We start from the raw sequence: 17,491 nt of genomic DNA on the forward strand, positions 1-17,491 counted from the left end.
TCCTTTTATTTTTTGTCTTTCTTGTCTTCTTTCTTTCCTTTTGCCTCGGGTTCTTTCTTGGCGCCTGCGCCTGGTGCTGGAACTGCGCCTTCAGCAGCTACCTGGCCTTCCTCGGGCTTTTCTTCCGCCTTTTCCTTCTTTATCTTGGTCCTTACTATCTTTAGTTTAGGTAAACCAAAGATAGAGTCCTCATCTTTTATGATGCCTTTTTCTTTTAGCGCAAAGAACTTTTCGAACCTCTTTAAGACTGTCCTGTGTCTTTTCCCTGCCTTAGAAGTCTTTAAACTTGGATGCTGTGACATTATTCCCCCTTTTTGACATAACAATCTTTGTATGTCTCTTTTAGCTTCTTTTCCAGTTGCTCCGCGTGTTTTTTCTCACTGAAACCGCCTATGTAAAGCTGATAATAATCTCCTGATTTCTTAATATCAGCCTTGTACCCTTGTATTCGCAGTTTTTCTCGTCCCTGCTCCGCAGCGCCCCTCGCCTTAAAAGCCGCCAACTGAAGAATATATTTATCTTCTACCTGAGGCTTAGGGCTAGGCGTCTTTTGACTGATAGCTGATAGCTGAGAGCTGAGGGCTATCTTTCTTGTCCCTTGTCCCTTGCCTGCCCCGTACGAAATCTTTGATTTTCGTATGGGGTCTCTTGTCCCTGCCGTATCTCGCCTTCCCTTCTCAACTCCCAACGAGAAACATATTATGCATGCCATCGCAAGTCCTATCGCGACAAATATCACATGCTCATAAGAAAGTGTCAGGCTTTTTTTTAAATTAGGCAGCAGGATCTTTGTCTTTTTCCTTATCTTCCTGTCAGATATCTGCGACTGGCCAAATAAGTCCCTCTCTTGCCTATCTTGAGATCTCGCGCTCATATGTCTTTATGTGTTTTTCGATCTTTTTTACAATGTCCTTCTGGTTCGTATATGAATAAGCCTCCGTAGAAGCTGTTTTATGACTCATCAGTATTTTTTCTTTAGCCAATTTTTTCAGCGCCTTTCGTACCTTATCGGGATCACATCCTATCCACACAGAGATACCCTTTGCTGTATCAATGCACTGGGGATTCTCATTGAAGAAAAGAAGCGTCTTTTTTGTAATCTCATTTTTGAATAAGGCGCTTAAATTTTTCATAGCCTAAAGGAGTTTCTTGAAGTCAGATTTTTTTGATAATGATATAAAGGCTCTTACTGCATCAGGATCAAACTGGGTATTTTTATTTTTTTCAAGTTCTTTTATGGCCTGTAACATGCCTTTCTTCCTGGACACCATTGCCTCAAAGGCATCCGCGACTGCCATGATCCTTGCGCCTACAGGAATATCCTTACCCTTTAATCCTTCAGGATATCCTGTGCCGTCATATCTCTCATGATGATACATTATCGTGGGCATGGCAGGCTTTAAGAACTCCAGGGGCCTTAGTATCTTCAGACTTTCAAGATGTTGTTTCTTTACTATACTGAATTCCTTTCTCGAGAGCCCGCCGCGTTTTCTCAGTATCTCATCTGGTATGCTGAATTTCCCTGTATCTGGCAGGAGCGCCGCATATCGCAGGTTAGTGATCTCTTCCCTGGAGAGTCTCATTTCTTCCGCAAGCGCCAGCACTATTTTTACAAACTTTTCAGAATGCGTGTACGTGTGCGGGGATTTCGCGTCCAAAAGCGCTGCGAGAGACTTAATACTGCCATAGGCCATCTTTTTCTGCTCTTCATACATCTGGGCATTTCTAATAGCTATCACTGCCTGTTCCGCTAAAGTAAGCAGTATCTCCATATCAAATTTAGTAAAAGGTGTGTTGTTGGTCTTGTTCTTTGCGCAGATGATGCCGATTATGTCTTCCTCAACAAGAGGAACGCATACGCAGTCGCGCGACAAATCAGCCTTGCCTGTCTTGGCCACCTTACCTATTGCGCCAGAGCCTATTTTTATTTTTCTATATTTTTTACGCATGCTGCCTGTATTGAACTTCAGATCTATGACCGCCTTTGGCGTCAGGTAGTTTTTTGAAGCATCCAAAAGCATTATTGAGCAATATTTAGATCTCATCACCTGAAGCGTGAGCCTCGCTATCCTTTCTATTAATTCATGCATATCAAGAGTTGATGTAAGAAGCCTGTGTACGGTATGTATGGTGGATAGTGCTATGGCCCTCGGCCTTATTGTATCGTAAAGCTTTCTGAGCTCCCCTTCTTTCTGGAAATCCTTGAGGGCAAGGCCTATGAAGAGTTTCATAACAGCGAGTTCTTTTTTGTCAGGCTCCCGTCGCAGATTTAGGACAACAACAAACCCGTAGATATTCTGTCCCTGCATTATAGGGATAGAAAGGCAGGGCTTGCCTCGCGAACCCTTAAAGACCTTTATCTCTTTTAAGAGACCAGGCTTTATGTCTTTCAGGCTATTTGGAATTTTTTTCCTGTATCGTTTTTTGGTTTCAAGAGGCGCGTATTCAGAATCAAAGAAGAGACAGTCTACTTTCCTGCCCACTATGTCAGAAAACGCCTCTTTAAACAGCTGTATAGCGCTAGAGCCGCAGAATCTTAAGAGAAATTCCTTTTTTTCTTTTCCGTTAGACTCGTTCATAAGGGTCGAATAATTTTTTATACTCGTCCAGGGCAAACCTGTCAGTCATCCCGGCCAGATAGTCACATACGACCCTGTAAAGGCCATACTTTTTTATCTTTTTCTGATCAGAAACAGGGAGCTGCTCTGGTTTTTCAATATAGACATTAAACAGCTCTGTAATAAAGCGCTTGGCCTTATTAGACATGCGCACGACCCGCACGTTCTTATATAGATTATCGCTTAAAAACGCGCGCAACGCCAGTCTTTTTTTCTGCATATCCCTGGAGAATGCTATCAGTTTCTCAGTGCGTGCCCTGACGTCAGACACACTTTTGATCCCGGTATCCTTAATATTTTTTTCTGAATTTTCCACCAGGTCTTTTATGTGCATATTTATAAGAGCCCTGATCGTCTGGTATCTTTGGATATTATCAGACATATCGTAGCATTTCTTTTTTATGCAAGAGGCGGCGTTTTTCCATAATTCTAACTTGGAGAGCTCCTTCTCTTCTATAAGACCTGAGGCTATGCCATCGTCTATATCGTGATTATCATAAGCGATCTCGTCAGCGACATCAACGACCTGGGTCTCCAGCGTCGCTGATTTTTCAGGCTCTAACTCTGCGAGCCTCTCTGCCCTGTCAAAAAGCGTAGTATGTTTATTTATGCCCTCCCTTACTTCCCATGACAGGTTAAGCCCAGGAAAATCCGGATACCTCTGCTCCAGTTCATCCACCACACGCAGTCCCTGGAGATTATGATCAAATCCGCCATTATCTTTCATCAAAAGGCTCAGAGTATCTTCTCCCGCGTGACCAAAAGGTGGGTGGCCGATGTCATGCGCAAGGGCAATGGCCTCGACAAGATCTTCGTTCAAGGCCAATTCTCTGGCGATCGAACGCGCGATCTGGCTCACTTCCAGTGTATGCGTAAGCCTTGTCCTGTAATAATCTCCTTCATGGTTTACAAAGACCTGCGTCTTATATTCAAGCTTGCGGAAGGCAATAGAATGTACGATCCTGTCTCTGTCCCTCTGATAGCAGGACCTGTACGGCGGCTTTTTTTCAGAGTGCTTTCTTCCCTTTGTGTTCTTGCTCTGCATTGCATAAGGAGCAAGAATTACCTTTTCCCGTTGTTCTATGTCCTTGCGTGTCAGCATGATTATTTAAGTAATTTGTGCAGTTCTTTCAGTGACTGCGGCAGTACCTTTGTGTTTGCGATAATGGGCATGAAGTTTGTATCGCCATCCCAGCGCGGCACAATATGAATATGGATATGACCCCTATAGCCCGCGCCCCCGACTTTGCCAGTATTGATACCTATATTAAAACCATGGGGTTTTAGCTTCTTTTCAAGCAAACGCTGCATGTCTTTTACCAGCTTCATCGTGTCCAGAAGCTCCGCGTCACTCAGTCCCTTTATGTCTTTTACGTGCCTGTAAGGACTTACCATTACATGTCCATTATTATAGGGATATATATTTAATATAGCAAATGAGTGCTTGGATCTTTTTACAACATAATCATCTTTATCCGGCCTGGACTTCAGACAAAATATGCAGCCTTTCTTTTTCTTAGCCTTCACAAACTCACTCCTCCACGGCGCCCATAATTTGTCCATGTCTACTCCTCTATGGATGTTACGAAGGTTACGGAAGGTTTCGGAATGTTACGTAAGGTTGCATTAAAAGCCTTGAAATCCATAGCTTTTGTAACCTTCCGCAACCTTCTCTAACATTCCGTAACATTATGTAACCTCCATTTACAGTCTATGTATGTTAGCCTCTATCTTTCCATTGTCTATCTCAATAATTCCGTACGATCTATATGGGGCGCAGACAGTTTCTGTGGGGCTGCCGGGATTAAAAAATAAAACACCGTCTATGTATTCATTGGCAGGTTGGTGTGAATGGCCAAAGACTATAATGTCAGGCTTTTTCGCAAGAAACTCCTCTTTCATAATATCCTTGAGTTTTTCAGGATGACCATAACCATGCATCAGACATATCTTTTTACCAGCTACCTTGAGGATCTTTTTATCCCCTAAAGAAAAGAGCGTTTTTGTATGGTCCATGTTTCCAGATACAGCCTCTACCTTTGCTATCTGTTTGAGTGGTTCCAGTATGCTTATGTCTATCAGGTCGCCCGCATGAAGTATGAGATCGCATCCTTTAAGCGCTGCAAGAAGATCATCCGGTAATCTATCAGCTGCAACAGGTACATGCGTGTCAGATATAACGCCTATTCTCATATAGTAAGCACCTCCTGAAAATCCCAAATCCAAAACCGTGTTTGGGATTTGGAAATTGGGATTTATTTGGGATTTGGTAGTATTGGGATTTGGGATTTTTCATGTGTGTCAGTTACCCCACCTGCGGCTTCTCGTACAGTTCCATCAATACATTAAGGTCTTCCATGTTCCAAACCCAAAGCTTTGCATCTTTTGCCATGAGATACGCATTTTCATTTATGCCAGCGAGTGAAATAAGGATATTTCTATTTATCCTGTTTGCGCGAGATTTGGTTTTAGTGTTTTTTATGATCTCTGTTATCTCGGTCTCTGTTACGTGTTCTTTTTTAATAGTGCACAGCCATTTGAACCTGTTGTTCGCGGCAAGGATATTTATATTGCCAGGCACTTCAGTACTGGAACGCTCTACATCAGTAAACGATAGAAATTTATGTTTCTTCCCATTTAGCTGTATTACATCATTCTTGAACAGCCTAAAAAGATCTACGACCCTGGATGAAAGTTCTTTTTCGAATTCCTGTAAAAACATGCTTATCTTGGTCCTTATATCTTTTTTGAAATAACCCTCTTCCAGGAGTTCATCCAGGCTAAAAGATAAGATCCTTTTTAGATAGACAGACTGGAGCCAGAAAGAGAAAAGCCTGTCTTTAAATCTGTAAAACGAACCATTACGTACGATTATATCCATGTCAGCCAGCCTGCTTAATATTTTGGAGGCATCTCGCGCCTGCAGTCTGGATGAGGCAGCCATGTCAGCCTGTTTTTTATTTCCCGACGAAAGCGCGATGAGTAAGGCCGCGGTCTTTGACAGCAATTTACCGTCGGAGATCCTAAAGAAGAGGTTGGAAAACAGCTGGTTTATTACACCTGTTTTTTTAAACACGCTTTCTGTCAGCGCAAACTCTATAAGCTCAGTGTAACTATCAGGAGAGATCTTTCTGGAAAAAACACCTTTTTCCATCTCGTCACACAGCACCTGCATATAAAAAGGTTTATTTCCTGTAAAGGTGGCAACGAAATCCATGTACACCTGAGGCAGTGTTACACCGCGCATCTTATCCTGCAGAAAAGAGCGCGACATATTCATATCAAAAGGCGAGAGGATCATCTTTTCAAAGTTTCCAAAAAGGAGAGCCAGTTTTTCGCTGAATATACGCTGAGAGATCGTTGCCTTAGAACTGAGCAAAAGATACATGGTGTCTTTCTGCAGCATGATCTTTTTGGCAAGCGTGGCATAAGGGTGCTTCAAATCAAAGTTACCAAGATTATGAAACTCGTCCAGTATAAGGAGGCATCTTTTTTTGCTTTCCTCTGATATCATGGCTGTAATGTCCAGCATAAAGGAATGTCCTTCGTCGAGCCTACCCTTATCTATGTCCTGGAGTACCCTTATGCATGTCTCAGCTGTCTTCGGGTGAGTCCTTTTTAAATCCTCTATCAAGAGCACTGTGTCATGAGGCGCTGTTAGCGTAGGATCTGATCGCATTAGCTGGAAAAGAGCTGATTTTATGAATCTCTTGGCGCAGAATTCAAACGGCTCTATCTTTATCTCGAGGTATATTGGGATAATACTCTCCTTTTTTATTTGCTCTGAAGATAAGATATCTTTTATAAGAGAGGTCTTTCCTATGGAGGGTTCGCCTATAATGGCTATATTCTGCCTGTAGCCTTCGGAAAAAGAATTCACGCGACGTATGATAGCCTCGATTATGTCTGGTCTATTGTAAGACATGTTCTATTCCCTCTCGAATTCAATAAACTTACAGCTCTTGGTGTCAACAAATAAGACCTTTGCTTTTTTTGTCAATGCAAGGCTCAGGCCCATCAGGTTAAAACAGTTCTTGCCTGTGACCTCTTTTTTTATGGTATAGCAATGCTCAGGGTTATGCGCGTTGCGCGCAGCCTGAAAATCTGACGAGCAATTTATCCTGACCTTTACCTTTTCCTTGCAGTCCGAACACTCGACCAATGCATAAAAGGCGTTCTTTGGACTTTTCGGAAGCAAGTTTTTAACAAATTTCTTAATAGTCTTCATTATAATTAAGGACCCTCGACGCGCTTAATAATGTTCCTATTCGTCACATTATTAAACTTGCTCGGGATCAAATTCGCCTTCGGCGGATTTGGAGCGGGTAAGGGGAATCGAACCCCTGCTGCGAGCTTGGGAAGCTCGTGTTCTACCATTGAACTACACCCGCCTACGTTCAAATAGAGCTATTCTTCGCAGTATACTTCGGCGGGCAAGCCCGCCTGCACATACGATTTACCACCCGTAGCATGCTGCGAAGATTAACCGCATGTGAGCGAAGGGTGGCGGGCAAGCCCGCCACCCTTAAGTCGTAGTTAATTTTAAAAATTTGTTATGTCTCGATTTTATGTCTTTTTTATTTAACTTTAAGAATCTATTGACGCTGAAATCCTCGACAGTGAATGATGCCATTGTAGCGCCATATGCAAGAGCGCCTCTTACAGTTTTCGTATCTATCTTGTTCATTTTTGCTATATAGCCCATGAATCCCCCGGCAAATGTATCTCCTGCCCCAGTAGGGTCACATACATCTTCTATCGGGTATGCCGGGATCAAAAGCGCTGAGGCATTCTTACAGAACAATGCCGCGCCATACTCGCCCCTTTTTATTATCGCGAATCTTGGACCGAGCGAAAGCAGGTACTTTCCTGCCTTTATAATGTTTGACTCGCCAGAAAGAAGCCTGGCCTCAGTGTCATTTAAAAATATAGCTGATGTCTTGCGTATGGTTTTCTTTAATGTCTTACCTTTGCTCTGGATCCAATGATTCATGGAATCGCAGCCTGTAAATCGTTGATCCTTTAGCGATTTCAAGATAAATAACTGGAGGTCAGGATCTATATTGGCCAGAAATACATAAGGACTTTTTTTATACTCATCAGGTATCACAGGCTTAAAATCCGCGAATACATTTAGCTGTGTATCTATTGTCTTTGCGCAATTTAAATCATCCACATACGAGCCTTCCCATCGAAATGTCCTGCCCTTTTTTGTTTCCAGGCCTGACAGATCCACGCCGAATGATCTTATAAGCTTCTTATGCTTAAGGGGAAAATCTTTTCCTACAGTAGCAACAAGATTCACGCCACTAAAAAAACTGGCGCTTACTGAAAAATAGGTAGCTGAACCACCGAGCACCTCTTTTGACCTGGCTTGAGGCGTAGTAATGGTATCAAGCGCTACAGAGCCTATTACAAGTATTTTGCTCATTAAAAATATTTCTCCATTGTTTTCATGGAACAATAGTTACTGCACATCGTGCACACGTCTTTATTCTTTGGCATGGATGATTTCCTGTAACGGGTCGATTTTACAGGGTCTATGGATTTCTTTATCTGGGCCTTCCAGTTTCTTGTTGAGCGGTGTTTTGACATTTCTCTATCCCAGTTCAATGCACCTGGTACCCTCTTTGCTATATCAGCTGCGTGCGCGGCGATCCTGGAGGCTATGACCCCGTCTTTTATGTCATTTTCATCAGGTATCCTCAAATGTTCTGATGGCGTGACATAACAAAGAAAATCCGCGCCGTAAAATGCGGCAAGCGCGCCTCCGATAGCGCCTACTATATGGTCATAACCTGGCGCAATATCTGTTACAAGCGGGCCCAGCACGTAAAATGGCGCGTTATTGCACAGCTTTTTCTCTATGACTACATTTGACTCTATCTGATCTATTGGTACATGGCCAGGGCCTTCAATGATCACCTGGACATTGTTTTGCCTGGCCTTTTCCGCGAGCTCGCCAAGCGTAATAAGTTCCTGTATCTGAGGTCTGTCAGTCGCATCCACTATCGACCCTGGCCTCATGCCATCGCCAAGACTCAGTGTTATGTCGTATTTCTTTGCTATCCTGATTATCTCGTCAAAATATTCATAGAGAGGATTTTCTTTTTTATTCAGCATCATCCATTCGACCAGGATAGAGCCGCCTCTTGACACAACGCTGATCAGTCTTTTCTGTTTCTTCAGGCGGCTTACCGCGCTCCGCGTTACGCCACAGTGAACTGTAAAAAAATCCACGCCATCAGCTGCCTGTTCTTCAAAGGTCTCGAGAATATCCTCTTTTGACATGCGCGAGACAGCGCCTCTTTTTTTATGCGCCTTTATAGCTGCTTCATATATAGGTACAGTACCTACTGGTACGCTTGAAGCCTTTATGATCGCTTTCCGGATCTTTCTTAGATTTCCACCTGTACTCAGGTCCATGACTGCGTCCGCGCCATACTCTATCGCAATACGCACTTTTTTTACTTCCCTCTTTATATCTGCGTCATCCTGCGATGTGCCGAGGTTTGCGTTTATCTTTGTACGCAGGCCTTCGCCAACAGCGCACGGGGCTATTTTTCTCTTTGAATTTTTAATGAGGGCAATACGGCCCTGCCTGATGCGTTTCCTCAATTCATCAAGGCCCATACTCTCGTTTTTAGAGACTTGTTTTATTAGATCTTTTTTCGATATTGTAGGCATCGAATCTTAGCTTTCTGTATTTGCGGCTTGTGTCCTGGTCCAGGATCTTGCAGCACTCTTCCATGACCCTGAGGGACTCTTTCACGCGTTGAATATTAGACATAAATATGTCCTGGATGTCTGTACCTTTTTGCTTTTCAAAATCCTCGAATTTCACCGGATCCTTCTTTGTGTCTCTTGCCTTAACGAGTTGCCTGAGTGCCAATCTCTTTGAAGAGAGCATCGCCTCTGTTGCAGAGTGACGCATGGCCTTCAAGGATCTCGAGATCTTTTTATCTGCCACTACAAATCTCGCTATATCCTCGCATACCCTCAGACCTTCCCGTGTCCTGTTTAGATTTGCATCGATGATCTTTAAAAGTTCTTGATTCATGAGGATCTTATTTTTTTGATCAACTTCCTTGTGGAAAACCCTTTTATATAGGGCAGGCTTTTTACGAGGCCACCTAAGGATTGAACAAAATCTCCTCCTACGATATCTTTTGCCTTCCAGTCCCCGCCTTTTACCAAAATCTTTGGCTTTATTGCCTTTATCAGATTTAATGGCGTGAGGCTGTTGAATATTACAATAAAATCCACACATGCAAGCGCTGAAAGCACCTTTGCCCTGTTTTTCTGAGCATTTACGGGTCTTTTTCTGCCTTTTAGCTTTCTTACAGAACTGTCGCTATTCAGTCCCACCACCAGGATGTCTCCTAAGGACCTTGCCTTTTGCAAATAAGCAACATGTCCCACATGCAGGATATCAAAGCATCCGTTGGTAAAAACAATTCTTTTTTTACCTTTAGATTTTTTTAACGCCTTTATTACTTCAGGCAGGTTTTTTATTTTATTACAAAGCATCTTCTATTATCTCGCAGACAATGTGTCCGATTATGCTATGGGACTCCTGGATACGCGGAGTACTGTTTGAAGGCACGTTCACAGAGACATCAGCTATCTCTACAAGCGCTCCTTTTGATTTTCCTATGAGCACAGCTGTTTTCATATTCATCTTCGAGGCCTTTTCTATCGCGCGTATTACATTTTTTGATTTGCCGCTGGTCGATATACCCAGGGCCATGTCTCCTTCTTTTCCAAGTGCCTCTACCTGTCTTTCGAATATAGCTTCAAAACCATAGTCGTTTCCAAGCGCAGTCAGTGTAGAGACGTTGGTGCTTAAGGCTATTGCTGGCAGGGCCTCTCTCTCTTTGCGAAACCTGCCCACCAGCTCTGCTGTAATGTGAATACTGTCAGCGGCGCTGCCGCCATTGCCAAATATAAGGATCTTGTTGCCCGACTTTACTGTAGCAAGCATCATCCTGGCAAGCGCCTCTATGTTACTGACCTGCGTCTTAATGAGCGCGTTCTTGACCTCAATATCCTCTTTTATTAACTCTATTATCTTCTTTTTCATATCAAACCTCCTAAAGTAGACAAAACAGACAGTGTCTGTTTTGTCTACTTTAGCCAAAGAAGATCTTGGCGATGTTGTATAGTTCCATGTCAACAGTCTTTAGCTTGGCTACAGCAGCTTCTAATGAAACGCCCTTTACCTGGTTGCCTTGTAATGCAGCCATCTTGCCATAATCCTTTTTTAGCACCAGCTCCATTGCTTTTATGCCGAAACGTGTGCCAAGCACTCTGTCAAAGGCAGTGGGCGTACCACCCCTTTGTAAGTGGCCAAGCACTGTGACTCTTGTTTCAAAACCTGTATTTTTCTCTATTGCTTCACCTAATGCATGGCCTATGCCGCCCAGGCGTATATGGCCAAACGCATCTAACTTTTCCTCTTGCTTGACAAGTTTACCCTGCTTAAACTTCGCGCCTTCTGCCACTACAACAATGCTGAAGCTCTTGCCCCTAGCGTGGCGCTTCTTTAAAAGAGCGCATACCTCATCCATATCTATTGGAAGCTCTGGTATCAAAATAATATCAGCGCCTCCTGCTAATCCAGACTCTACAGCAATCCAGCCTGCGTGCCTGCCCATTACCTCGACTACCATGATCCTGTTATGTGACTCGGCTGTAGTGTGCAGCCTGTCAATGGCCTCAGTGGCAATATTTATTGCAGTATCAAACCCAAACGTTACATCTGTGCCTGAAAGATCATTGTCAATGGTCTTTGGCGCGCCAACTACACTCAGCCCTTCTTTGTGTAACTTTGATGCTACGCCAAGCGTATCCTCGCCGCCAATGACTATTAGCGCCTCCAGCCCCATTTTTTTAAAATTCGCTTTTACCTTTTCTACATCCCCTTGTTTTTTATAAGGATTTGTCCTTGAGGTGCCAAGTATTGTGCCGCCTTTTGGCAATATCCCAGAAACAGACTTAAGGTCTAATTTTTCAGTATTGTTTTCTACTAATCCTTTCCATCCATTCTTTATACCTATTACTTCATACCCTTCTTTGAGCGCAAGCCTCACAACTGCCCTGATCACTGAATTTAACCCAGGACAATCCCCTCCTCCTGTTAATACACCAACCCTCTTTGTCATTTCAACCTCCGTATAGCAATTAAATCCCAAATCCCAATAATACCAATACTACCAAATAAATCCCAATTTCAAAATCCCAAACATGGTTTTGGATTTGGGATTTTGGATTTATTTGGGATTTGGTAGTATTTGGATTTTGGATTTTTCCATTGTTTGGTTATTTCGCGTTCCCCATCAATATTTAATTTCGCCTTTAAAACCGCTTTCAGCAGCGTCCTGTGTTTCTTGTTTTGATTGTTTTTTATCTTTTCGCTTATCTCGCTGCGCTATCTTTGAGACATGGACCTTTATCGTAACCTTTTCTTCCAGGCCAAGCATCTCCTGCAGCCGTATGCGAATAGCGCCCTGTACCTTCTCAGTAGTCTCTGGTATGTTCACATCAGAATAAAGCACGACCCTTGCGGTTACGAGGACTCCATTACGGCCTACAGATATGTTTGATCTTATATCTCTTATCTCAGGTATCCTGTGCGTAAGTTTCTTTACGTAGTCTTCTATTGCTGACAAAGAGAGCGTCACCTGTCCATCCGGGTTCTCAAAGGCAATGGCCTTGTTTTTACGCAATTTTCCTATGGATAGCTGCGCGATCGATATATTGACGAGTATCAATGCCGCGCCTGTCAATGCCATGCCCATTCTTAGATTTTCTGTCTGCGAGAGGTATTCGATCGCACTCAGCACTGAATCAAGAGAAGCGGTTCGAAGAGACAGCGCTATAAGCACTCCTCCTATGATAGAAAAAAACAGTGTATAAATAAAGATTGCGAGGATATTAAAAATTCTCATGGTTTACCTCCGCGGGTTATCCGCCAAATTTTAATTTCTCTACGTAATCTGTTGCAAAATCTCCCCGTAAAAACAGCGCGTCATTCATTACATGCTTATGGAACGGGATGGTGGTCTTTGTCGGCGAGATTAAAAATTCGTCCAGCGAACGCCTCATTACCTTTATCGCCTCTTGTCTATTTTTGCCATAGGTGATGATCTTGGCTATCATAGAATCGTAATAAGGCGGTATGGTATAGCCTGAATATACGTGCGAATCTACTCTCACGCCAGGGCCGCCTGCTGGCAAAAATATCTCTATCTTGCCAGGACACGGCATAAAATCTTTCTCGCTGTCCTCGGCATTTATCCTGCATTCTATGGCAACACCTTTCACCTTTACATCGTCCTGCTTGTAAGCGAGTTTCATGCCAGAAGCGATCTTTATCTGTTCTTTTACTATATCTATGCCTGTTACCATTTCTGTTACCGGGTGCTCGACCTGGATCCTTGTATTCACTTCCAGAAAATAAAAATTCTCGTATCTGTCAAGCAGGAATTCTACTGTGCCGGCATTCAGGTAATTACATGCCTTTGCCGCTTTAATGGCCATGTCACCTATCTTTTTCCTTAATTTAGAATCCATGGCTGGCGAAGGCGATTCTTCTATTAGTTTTTGATGCCGCCTCTGTATAGTGCAATCTCTTTCCCCGAGATGTATCGTATGGCCGTGCCTGTCAGCCAGGATCTGGACCTCAACGTGCCTGGGTCTTTCTATATACTTTTCTAAATATACGTCTGGATTCCCGAATGCTGCCTCTGCCTCTTGTTGGGCAGTCATGAGCGCGCTCACGAGCCGCACATCATTATGACAAACTCTCATGCCTTTGCCGCCGCCTCCTGCAGAGGCCTTGATTATAACCGGGTATTTCAACCTCTTGGCTATTTTTATAGCATCTTCTTTTGTTTTTATAATATCTTTACTGCCTGGTATGACAGGTATACCTATCTTTTGCATGGTCTGGCGCGCAGTCATTTTATCGCCGAGAAGCCGCATATTTTCAGGCGTAGGGCCAATAAAGGTAATGTCACATGAGTCGCATATCTCAGCAAAGTGCGCGTTTTCAGCTAGAAAGCCATAGCCTGGATGTATTGCATCAACATCTGTGATCTCAGCAGCGCTTATGATAGCAGGGATATTCAGATAGCTTTCTGTGGGCGATGTAGAGCCTATACACACAGCCTCATCCGCTAATCTTGTATGCAGAGATTCCGTGTCAGCTTCTGAATAGACAGCTACTGTGCGAATGTCCATTTCCTTGCATGCGCGGATCACTCTTATCGCTATTTCACCCCGATTGGCTATTAATATCTTAGAAAACATAGGCAGAAATCCCAATACTACCAATAATACCAATACTACCAAATAAATCCAAAATCCCAAATCCCAAAACATGTTTGGGATTTTTCATTATGTCGGTTCCACCATGAACAGCGCTTGTCCGTATTCAACTGGTTCAGCATTTTCTACCAGCACTTCGACTACTTCACCCTTTACCTCTGACTTTATTTCATTCATCAGCTTCATCGCTTCTATAATGCATACTACCTCGCCAACAGCCACGACCTTGCCTATTTCCACGTAGGGCTTTGCATCAGGCGAGGACGATCTGTAAAAGGTGCCTACCATGGGTGTCTTTATGGCTGTGAGTTTCCTGGCTAATTCTTCTTTTGCTGCCGCGCCTTGATCTGGCCTGATAGTCTGCACTGTCCTTGCTGCGCTCGGATCTTCAGTGATCGCCTCAAAGTTTCCGGAAGGCGATTTCCTAAGTTTTATCCTCGTGCCTTCCCGTTCGATCTCCAGCTCGGAAAGCCCATTCTCATTCATTAAGTTGATCAACTCTTTGATCTCTTTTAGGTTCATGATTGACCTCTGTTTTTGTCACACTAAAGTGTGACCTACAATGTGAATGATTACGCCCGGCCTAAGTATTTTTTTGTCCTGGTATCTACGAGGATAGTCTCCCCTTCATTTATAAAAAGCGGTACAAGAACAGTCATGCCAGTCTCTGTTTTTGCGGGCTTTGTCCCTGCCCTGGATGTATCGCCTCTTATCCCCGGCTCAGTGGATACTATTTTTAATTCAATAGAAGTAGGCAGTTCCAATGACAGGACATTTCCTTTGTGGACCAGCGCGGTTACCTCCAGATTTTCCTTTAGATAATTTACTGCGTCGCCAAGCTGGTCGCTATGAAGAGACATCTGATCATATGTCTCATGGTCCATGAACTCGTATATATCTTTTGACTGGTAAAGGAACTGTAAGTTCTTTTTCTCTATGTAGGCGAGCTCGAATTTTTCATTGGGCCTGAATGTCCTGTCTATAACAGCTCCTGTCTTTATATTCTTTAATTTTACACGCATGAATGCCCCGCCTTTTCCAGGCTTCACGTGTTTACCGTCTACGATAAAATAGAGTATCCCTCCCATTTCTATGCTCAGTCCGTTTTTTATCTGATTAAGTGATATACTCATAACCCCTTTTTACAATCTGATGTTAATACCTTGCACCCATTTTTAGTAACCAGTACGACATCCTCTATTCTGATGCCTCCCCAGCCAGTCATGTAGATCCCAGGCTCCACTGTTATGACCATATTTTCCTTTAATGTTATATTGCTGTTCTTAGAAATACTCGGGCCTTCATGTGTCTCCAGGCCTATGCCATGACCCAGGCCATGGATAAAATATCTACCCAGGCCTTTCTTTGATATATATTGCCTAGATATATTATCTATATAGTTAGCCTTGATGCCTGGCCTGATCTTTTCAATGGCCCTTTTCTGCGCTGCCAGAACAATATTATAAATACGCAGACACTTGCGGTCAATTCTACCTAAAAAAACCGTTCTTGTCAAGTCGGAATTATATCCGTAATTCATTGCGCCCAAATCTATTACGACCATTTCTCCTTCTTTGATTTTCTTGGACGAAGGGACTGCGTGCGGCATAGAAGCATTTCTCCCAGACGCGATTATTATATCAAAATCAGCCCTTTTCTTCCCCTTCTTTATTATGTATTGCTCTACTTTATCTTTGACTGATCTCTCGCTGATGCCTGGCACTATGCATCTTATCGCGTAGTTCATTATGTCGCAGCCATCCTTGCATGCCTTTTTAATATGCCTTAACTCGTCGCTGTCTTTGAGTATCCTGAGCGATTCCACGATGCCTTTTTTTGAGCGAATCCTTTTTAGATGCGCGGGGATGGCCCCATTTTTAACGAGGTAGGTTTTTTTATGAGATACGAAAAAGACAACACCCCTATCTCTTGTGCCAGTAAGGTAGGTTATGTTTTGCCTTTTTTTAATCCGTAATGAGTCGAGAGAGTTTGATTCCAGCAGCCTTATTAACTTGCGCCGCCTGTTTATATAATTCATAGATAAATATCCAATGCCCAATTACCAATGACCAATAAATTCCCAATTACCAATTTCCAATTGGTCATTGTACTGCGTGTTATTTCTTCTTTGCTAATTTAATCGCTGCCTCAAGGCCATACAGGTAACTATCCATGCCAAAGCCTGATATCTGGCCTTTTACCACAGAGGCAGTAAGTGAGATATGCCTAAAATCCTCTCTTGCGTATATATTTGAAAGGTGTACCTCTATAGCTGGGATCCCGGTAGCCAATATTGCGTCTCGGATCGCAATGCTCGTATACGTATAGGCCGCGGGATTAATAAGCAGTACCTTGTATTTCTTCTTGGCTTTGCCTATCTTATCAACGATCTCGCCCTCGTGATTTGACTGGAAGATGTCCAGACTCACGCCCTTTTTCTTGGCAATCAAGCGAAGTTTTTTATTGATCTCTTCTATCGTGACCACGCCGTAAATACCCGGCTCTCTCTTGCCCAATAGATTCAGATTCGGACCATGGATAACTAATATTTTTGTCATTGCAACCTCCCTACTTGTTGCTCTTTTACCTCTATTGGATATAGTAAGTTTAATAAACCCCCGATGATGCTATATATGATGATCACGCCCAGCCATAAAATAGACACGGCAAAGGCAGCATCTGTACCAATATCCCCTTTCAAAAAATAGACAAAGGCCCCTTCCCTGACACCCAGCCCGTTCAAAGAAGGCAGCATGCTGATGGCCCAGACAAGAGGCACGATAAGAAACAACTTGACCAGAGGGACATTGCCGCCTAAAAATAACACAAAAAAATAGACACTCAATATGGCCCCTGCCTGGCCCAAAAAGGATATCAGAAGCGCCTTTGTCAGTATCTTTGGTGAACTCTTGTAGAGACTGATGGCATCGCGTAATTTTGAGATATGTGCCATTATCTTAGTCACTATGCCTGGCTTTGCGGATCCGGTGTTATCTGCCCCGGCTTTTTTATTCAATAAAATGCCGACCACTACTATCGCTATGCCTGACATGCCGATGACAGCCCAAAAGATCCTGTCGTTTTTAAATTTATCCCCCATAAAAATAATGCCGGTCAATGTGATGAATAATAGCGCGACGACCCCGCACAGCCTGTCAGCCAGCACTGCCGCATATGAACCTACTTTATTATGCGTCTTTTTAGAGGCATAATATGCCTTTACTATGTCTCCACCTACAGCTGTCGGCAGGAAATTATTGAAGAAATACCCTATGTACGTCAGATAGAGAAAATCTTTCATGGACAGGAATATCTTTTGGCCTGTCATCAAGATCTTAAGCCTGTAGGCCAGAATCGGTGAAAGAGGTATACTGACACATAGCGCTAGTATCAGAAACATCTTGTTTGATCTTTTTATGATGTCTAAAATATTGCCTATATCGCCCCGCATCATCCACAATAGTCCTGCCAAAAGTCCAAAACTTATCAAAAATCTTATGAAAAACGATATTTTACTTTTATTTATCATAATAACTTCCTCT

22 protein-coding genes and 1 tRNA gene are annotated in these 17,491 nt (G+C 43.1%); all 23 read right to left on the bottom strand.

Translation table 11 applies throughout. The annotated features are described in order from the left end of the window. Nucleotides 1-5: 5 nt before the first annotated feature. Nucleotides 6-302 (bottom strand): small basic protein, encoded by a 297-nt coding sequence (locus P9L93_03390; protein ID MDP8230128.1) that lies wholly within the window; start codon nucleotides 300-302, stop codon nucleotides 6-8. Next, nucleotides 302-874 carry an SPOR domain-containing protein gene (locus P9L93_03395; protein MDP8230129.1) on the bottom strand — a complete coding sequence of 191 codons (573 nt, stop codon included), beginning with the start codon at nucleotides 872-874 and terminating at the stop codon, nucleotides 302-304. The genes P9L93_03390 and P9L93_03395 overlap by 1 nt, the downstream gene beginning before the upstream one ends. Beyond that, nucleotides 852-1,133 (bottom strand): hypothetical protein, encoded by a 282-nt coding sequence (locus P9L93_03400; GenBank protein MDP8230130.1) that lies wholly within the window; start codon nucleotides 1,131-1,133, stop codon nucleotides 852-854. Before P9L93_03400 ends, P9L93_03395 begins: the two co-directional genes overlap by 23 nt. 3 nt (nucleotides 1,134-1,136) lie before the next feature. Further along, nucleotides 1,137-2,579 (bottom strand): HD domain-containing phosphohydrolase, encoded by a 1,443-nt coding sequence (locus tag P9L93_03405; GenBank protein ID MDP8230131.1) that lies wholly within the window; start codon nucleotides 2,577-2,579, stop codon nucleotides 1,137-1,139. Then, complete coding sequence (locus tag P9L93_03410) at nucleotides 2,566-3,720, bottom strand: deoxyguanosinetriphosphate triphosphohydrolase (GenBank protein ID MDP8230132.1); 1,155 nt, start codon at nucleotides 3,718-3,720, stop codon at nucleotides 2,566-2,568. Before P9L93_03410 ends, P9L93_03405 begins: the two co-directional genes overlap by 14 nt. 2 nt (nucleotides 3,721-3,722) lie before the next feature. Continuing rightward, entirely contained in the window at nucleotides 3,723-4,181 is a 459-nt protein-coding gene (locus P9L93_03415; protein MDP8230133.1) for an HIT domain-containing protein, read from the bottom strand. A gap of 141 nt (nucleotides 4,182-4,322) precedes the next feature. Next, nucleotides 4,323-4,811, bottom strand: a complete 489-nt coding sequence (locus P9L93_03420) for a metallophosphoesterase family protein (GenBank protein ID MDP8230134.1) — start codon at nucleotides 4,809-4,811, stop codon at nucleotides 4,323-4,325. Between the two features lie 112 nt (nucleotides 4,812-4,923). Then, a complete protein-coding gene (locus P9L93_03425) occupies nucleotides 4,924-6,543 on the bottom strand; it encodes an ATP-binding protein (GenBank protein MDP8230135.1) in 1,620 nt (539 codons plus the stop codon). A 3-nt stretch (nucleotides 6,544-6,546) separates the two neighbouring features. Next, nucleotides 6,547-6,846 (bottom strand): hypothetical protein, encoded by a 300-nt coding sequence (locus P9L93_03430; protein ID MDP8230136.1) that lies wholly within the window; start codon nucleotides 6,844-6,846, stop codon nucleotides 6,547-6,549. 89 nt (nucleotides 6,847-6,935) lie between these two features. Further along, nucleotides 6,936-7,009, bottom strand: a tRNA-Gly gene (locus P9L93_03435). A gap of 134 nt (nucleotides 7,010-7,143) precedes the next feature. Further along, nucleotides 7,144-8,049, bottom strand: a complete 906-nt coding sequence (locus P9L93_03440; GenBank protein MDP8230137.1) for a PfkB family carbohydrate kinase — start codon at nucleotides 8,047-8,049, stop codon at nucleotides 7,144-7,146. Continuing rightward, nucleotides 8,049-9,305, bottom strand: a complete 1,257-nt coding sequence (gene thiC / locus P9L93_03445) for a phosphomethylpyrimidine synthase ThiC (GenBank protein MDP8230138.1) — start codon at nucleotides 9,303-9,305, stop codon at nucleotides 8,049-8,051. The genes P9L93_03440 and thiC overlap by 1 nt, the downstream gene beginning before the upstream one ends. Further along, entirely contained in the window at nucleotides 9,262-9,678 is a 417-nt protein-coding gene (locus P9L93_03450; protein MDP8230139.1) for a thiamine-phosphate pyrophosphorylase, read from the bottom strand. Before P9L93_03450 ends, thiC begins: the two co-directional genes overlap by 44 nt. Beyond that, a complete protein-coding gene (gene rfaE2 / locus P9L93_03455) occupies nucleotides 9,675-10,148 on the bottom strand; it encodes a D-glycero-beta-D-manno-heptose 1-phosphate adenylyltransferase (GenBank protein MDP8230140.1) in 474 nt (157 codons plus the stop codon). Before rfaE2 ends, P9L93_03450 begins: the two co-directional genes overlap by 4 nt. Continuing rightward, nucleotides 10,138-10,701, bottom strand: coding sequence for a D-sedoheptulose 7-phosphate isomerase (locus tag P9L93_03460; protein ID MDP8230141.1), 564 nt, complete (start codon nucleotides 10,699-10,701; stop codon nucleotides 10,138-10,140). The genes rfaE2 and P9L93_03460 overlap by 11 nt, the downstream gene beginning before the upstream one ends. Nucleotides 10,702-10,750: 49 nt before the next feature. Next, complete coding sequence (locus P9L93_03465) at nucleotides 10,751-11,782, bottom strand: ATP-dependent 6-phosphofructokinase (protein ID MDP8230142.1); 1,032 nt, start codon at nucleotides 11,780-11,782, stop codon at nucleotides 10,751-10,753. A 174-nt stretch (nucleotides 11,783-11,956) separates the two neighbouring features. Next, complete coding sequence (amaP, locus tag P9L93_03470) at nucleotides 11,957-12,568, bottom strand: alkaline shock response membrane anchor protein AmaP (GenBank protein ID MDP8230143.1); 612 nt, start codon at nucleotides 12,566-12,568, stop codon at nucleotides 11,957-11,959. A gap of 16 nt (nucleotides 12,569-12,584) precedes the next feature. Beyond that, the gene (accC, locus tag P9L93_03475) at nucleotides 12,585-13,931 is read right to left on the bottom strand and encodes an acetyl-CoA carboxylase biotin carboxylase subunit (protein ID MDP8230144.1); all 1,347 of its coding nucleotides are present in this window, start codon (nucleotides 13,929-13,931) and stop codon (nucleotides 12,585-12,587) included. An 87-nt stretch (nucleotides 13,932-14,018) separates the two neighbouring features. After that, nucleotides 14,019-14,471, bottom strand: a complete 453-nt coding sequence (accB, locus tag P9L93_03480; protein MDP8230145.1) for an acetyl-CoA carboxylase biotin carboxyl carrier protein — start codon at nucleotides 14,469-14,471, stop codon at nucleotides 14,019-14,021. Between the two features lie 50 nt (nucleotides 14,472-14,521). Then, a complete protein-coding gene (gene efp, locus P9L93_03485) occupies nucleotides 14,522-15,082 on the bottom strand; it encodes an elongation factor P (GenBank protein ID MDP8230146.1) in 561 nt (186 codons plus the stop codon). Continuing rightward, a complete protein-coding gene (locus tag P9L93_03490) occupies nucleotides 15,079-15,987 on the bottom strand; it encodes an aminopeptidase P family protein (GenBank protein MDP8230147.1) in 909 nt (302 codons plus the stop codon). The genes efp and P9L93_03490 overlap by 4 nt, the downstream gene beginning before the upstream one ends. A gap of 79 nt (nucleotides 15,988-16,066) precedes the next feature. After that, a complete protein-coding gene (aroQ, locus tag P9L93_03495; GenBank protein ID MDP8230148.1) occupies nucleotides 16,067-16,507 on the bottom strand; it encodes a type II 3-dehydroquinate dehydratase in 441 nt (146 codons plus the stop codon). Continuing rightward, nucleotides 16,504-17,478 carry a lysylphosphatidylglycerol synthase transmembrane domain-containing protein gene (locus P9L93_03500; GenBank protein ID MDP8230149.1) on the bottom strand — a complete coding sequence of 325 codons (975 nt, stop codon included), beginning with the start codon at nucleotides 17,476-17,478 and terminating at the stop codon, nucleotides 16,504-16,506. Before P9L93_03500 ends, aroQ begins: the two co-directional genes overlap by 4 nt. Between the last annotated feature and the right edge of the window lie 13 nt (nucleotides 17,479-17,491).

It is taken from the genome of Candidatus Gorgyraea atricola (assembly GCA_030765235.1).
GTDB lineage: Bacteria > Omnitrophota > Gorgyraeia > Gorgyraeales > Gorgyraeaceae > Gorgyraea > Gorgyraea atricola.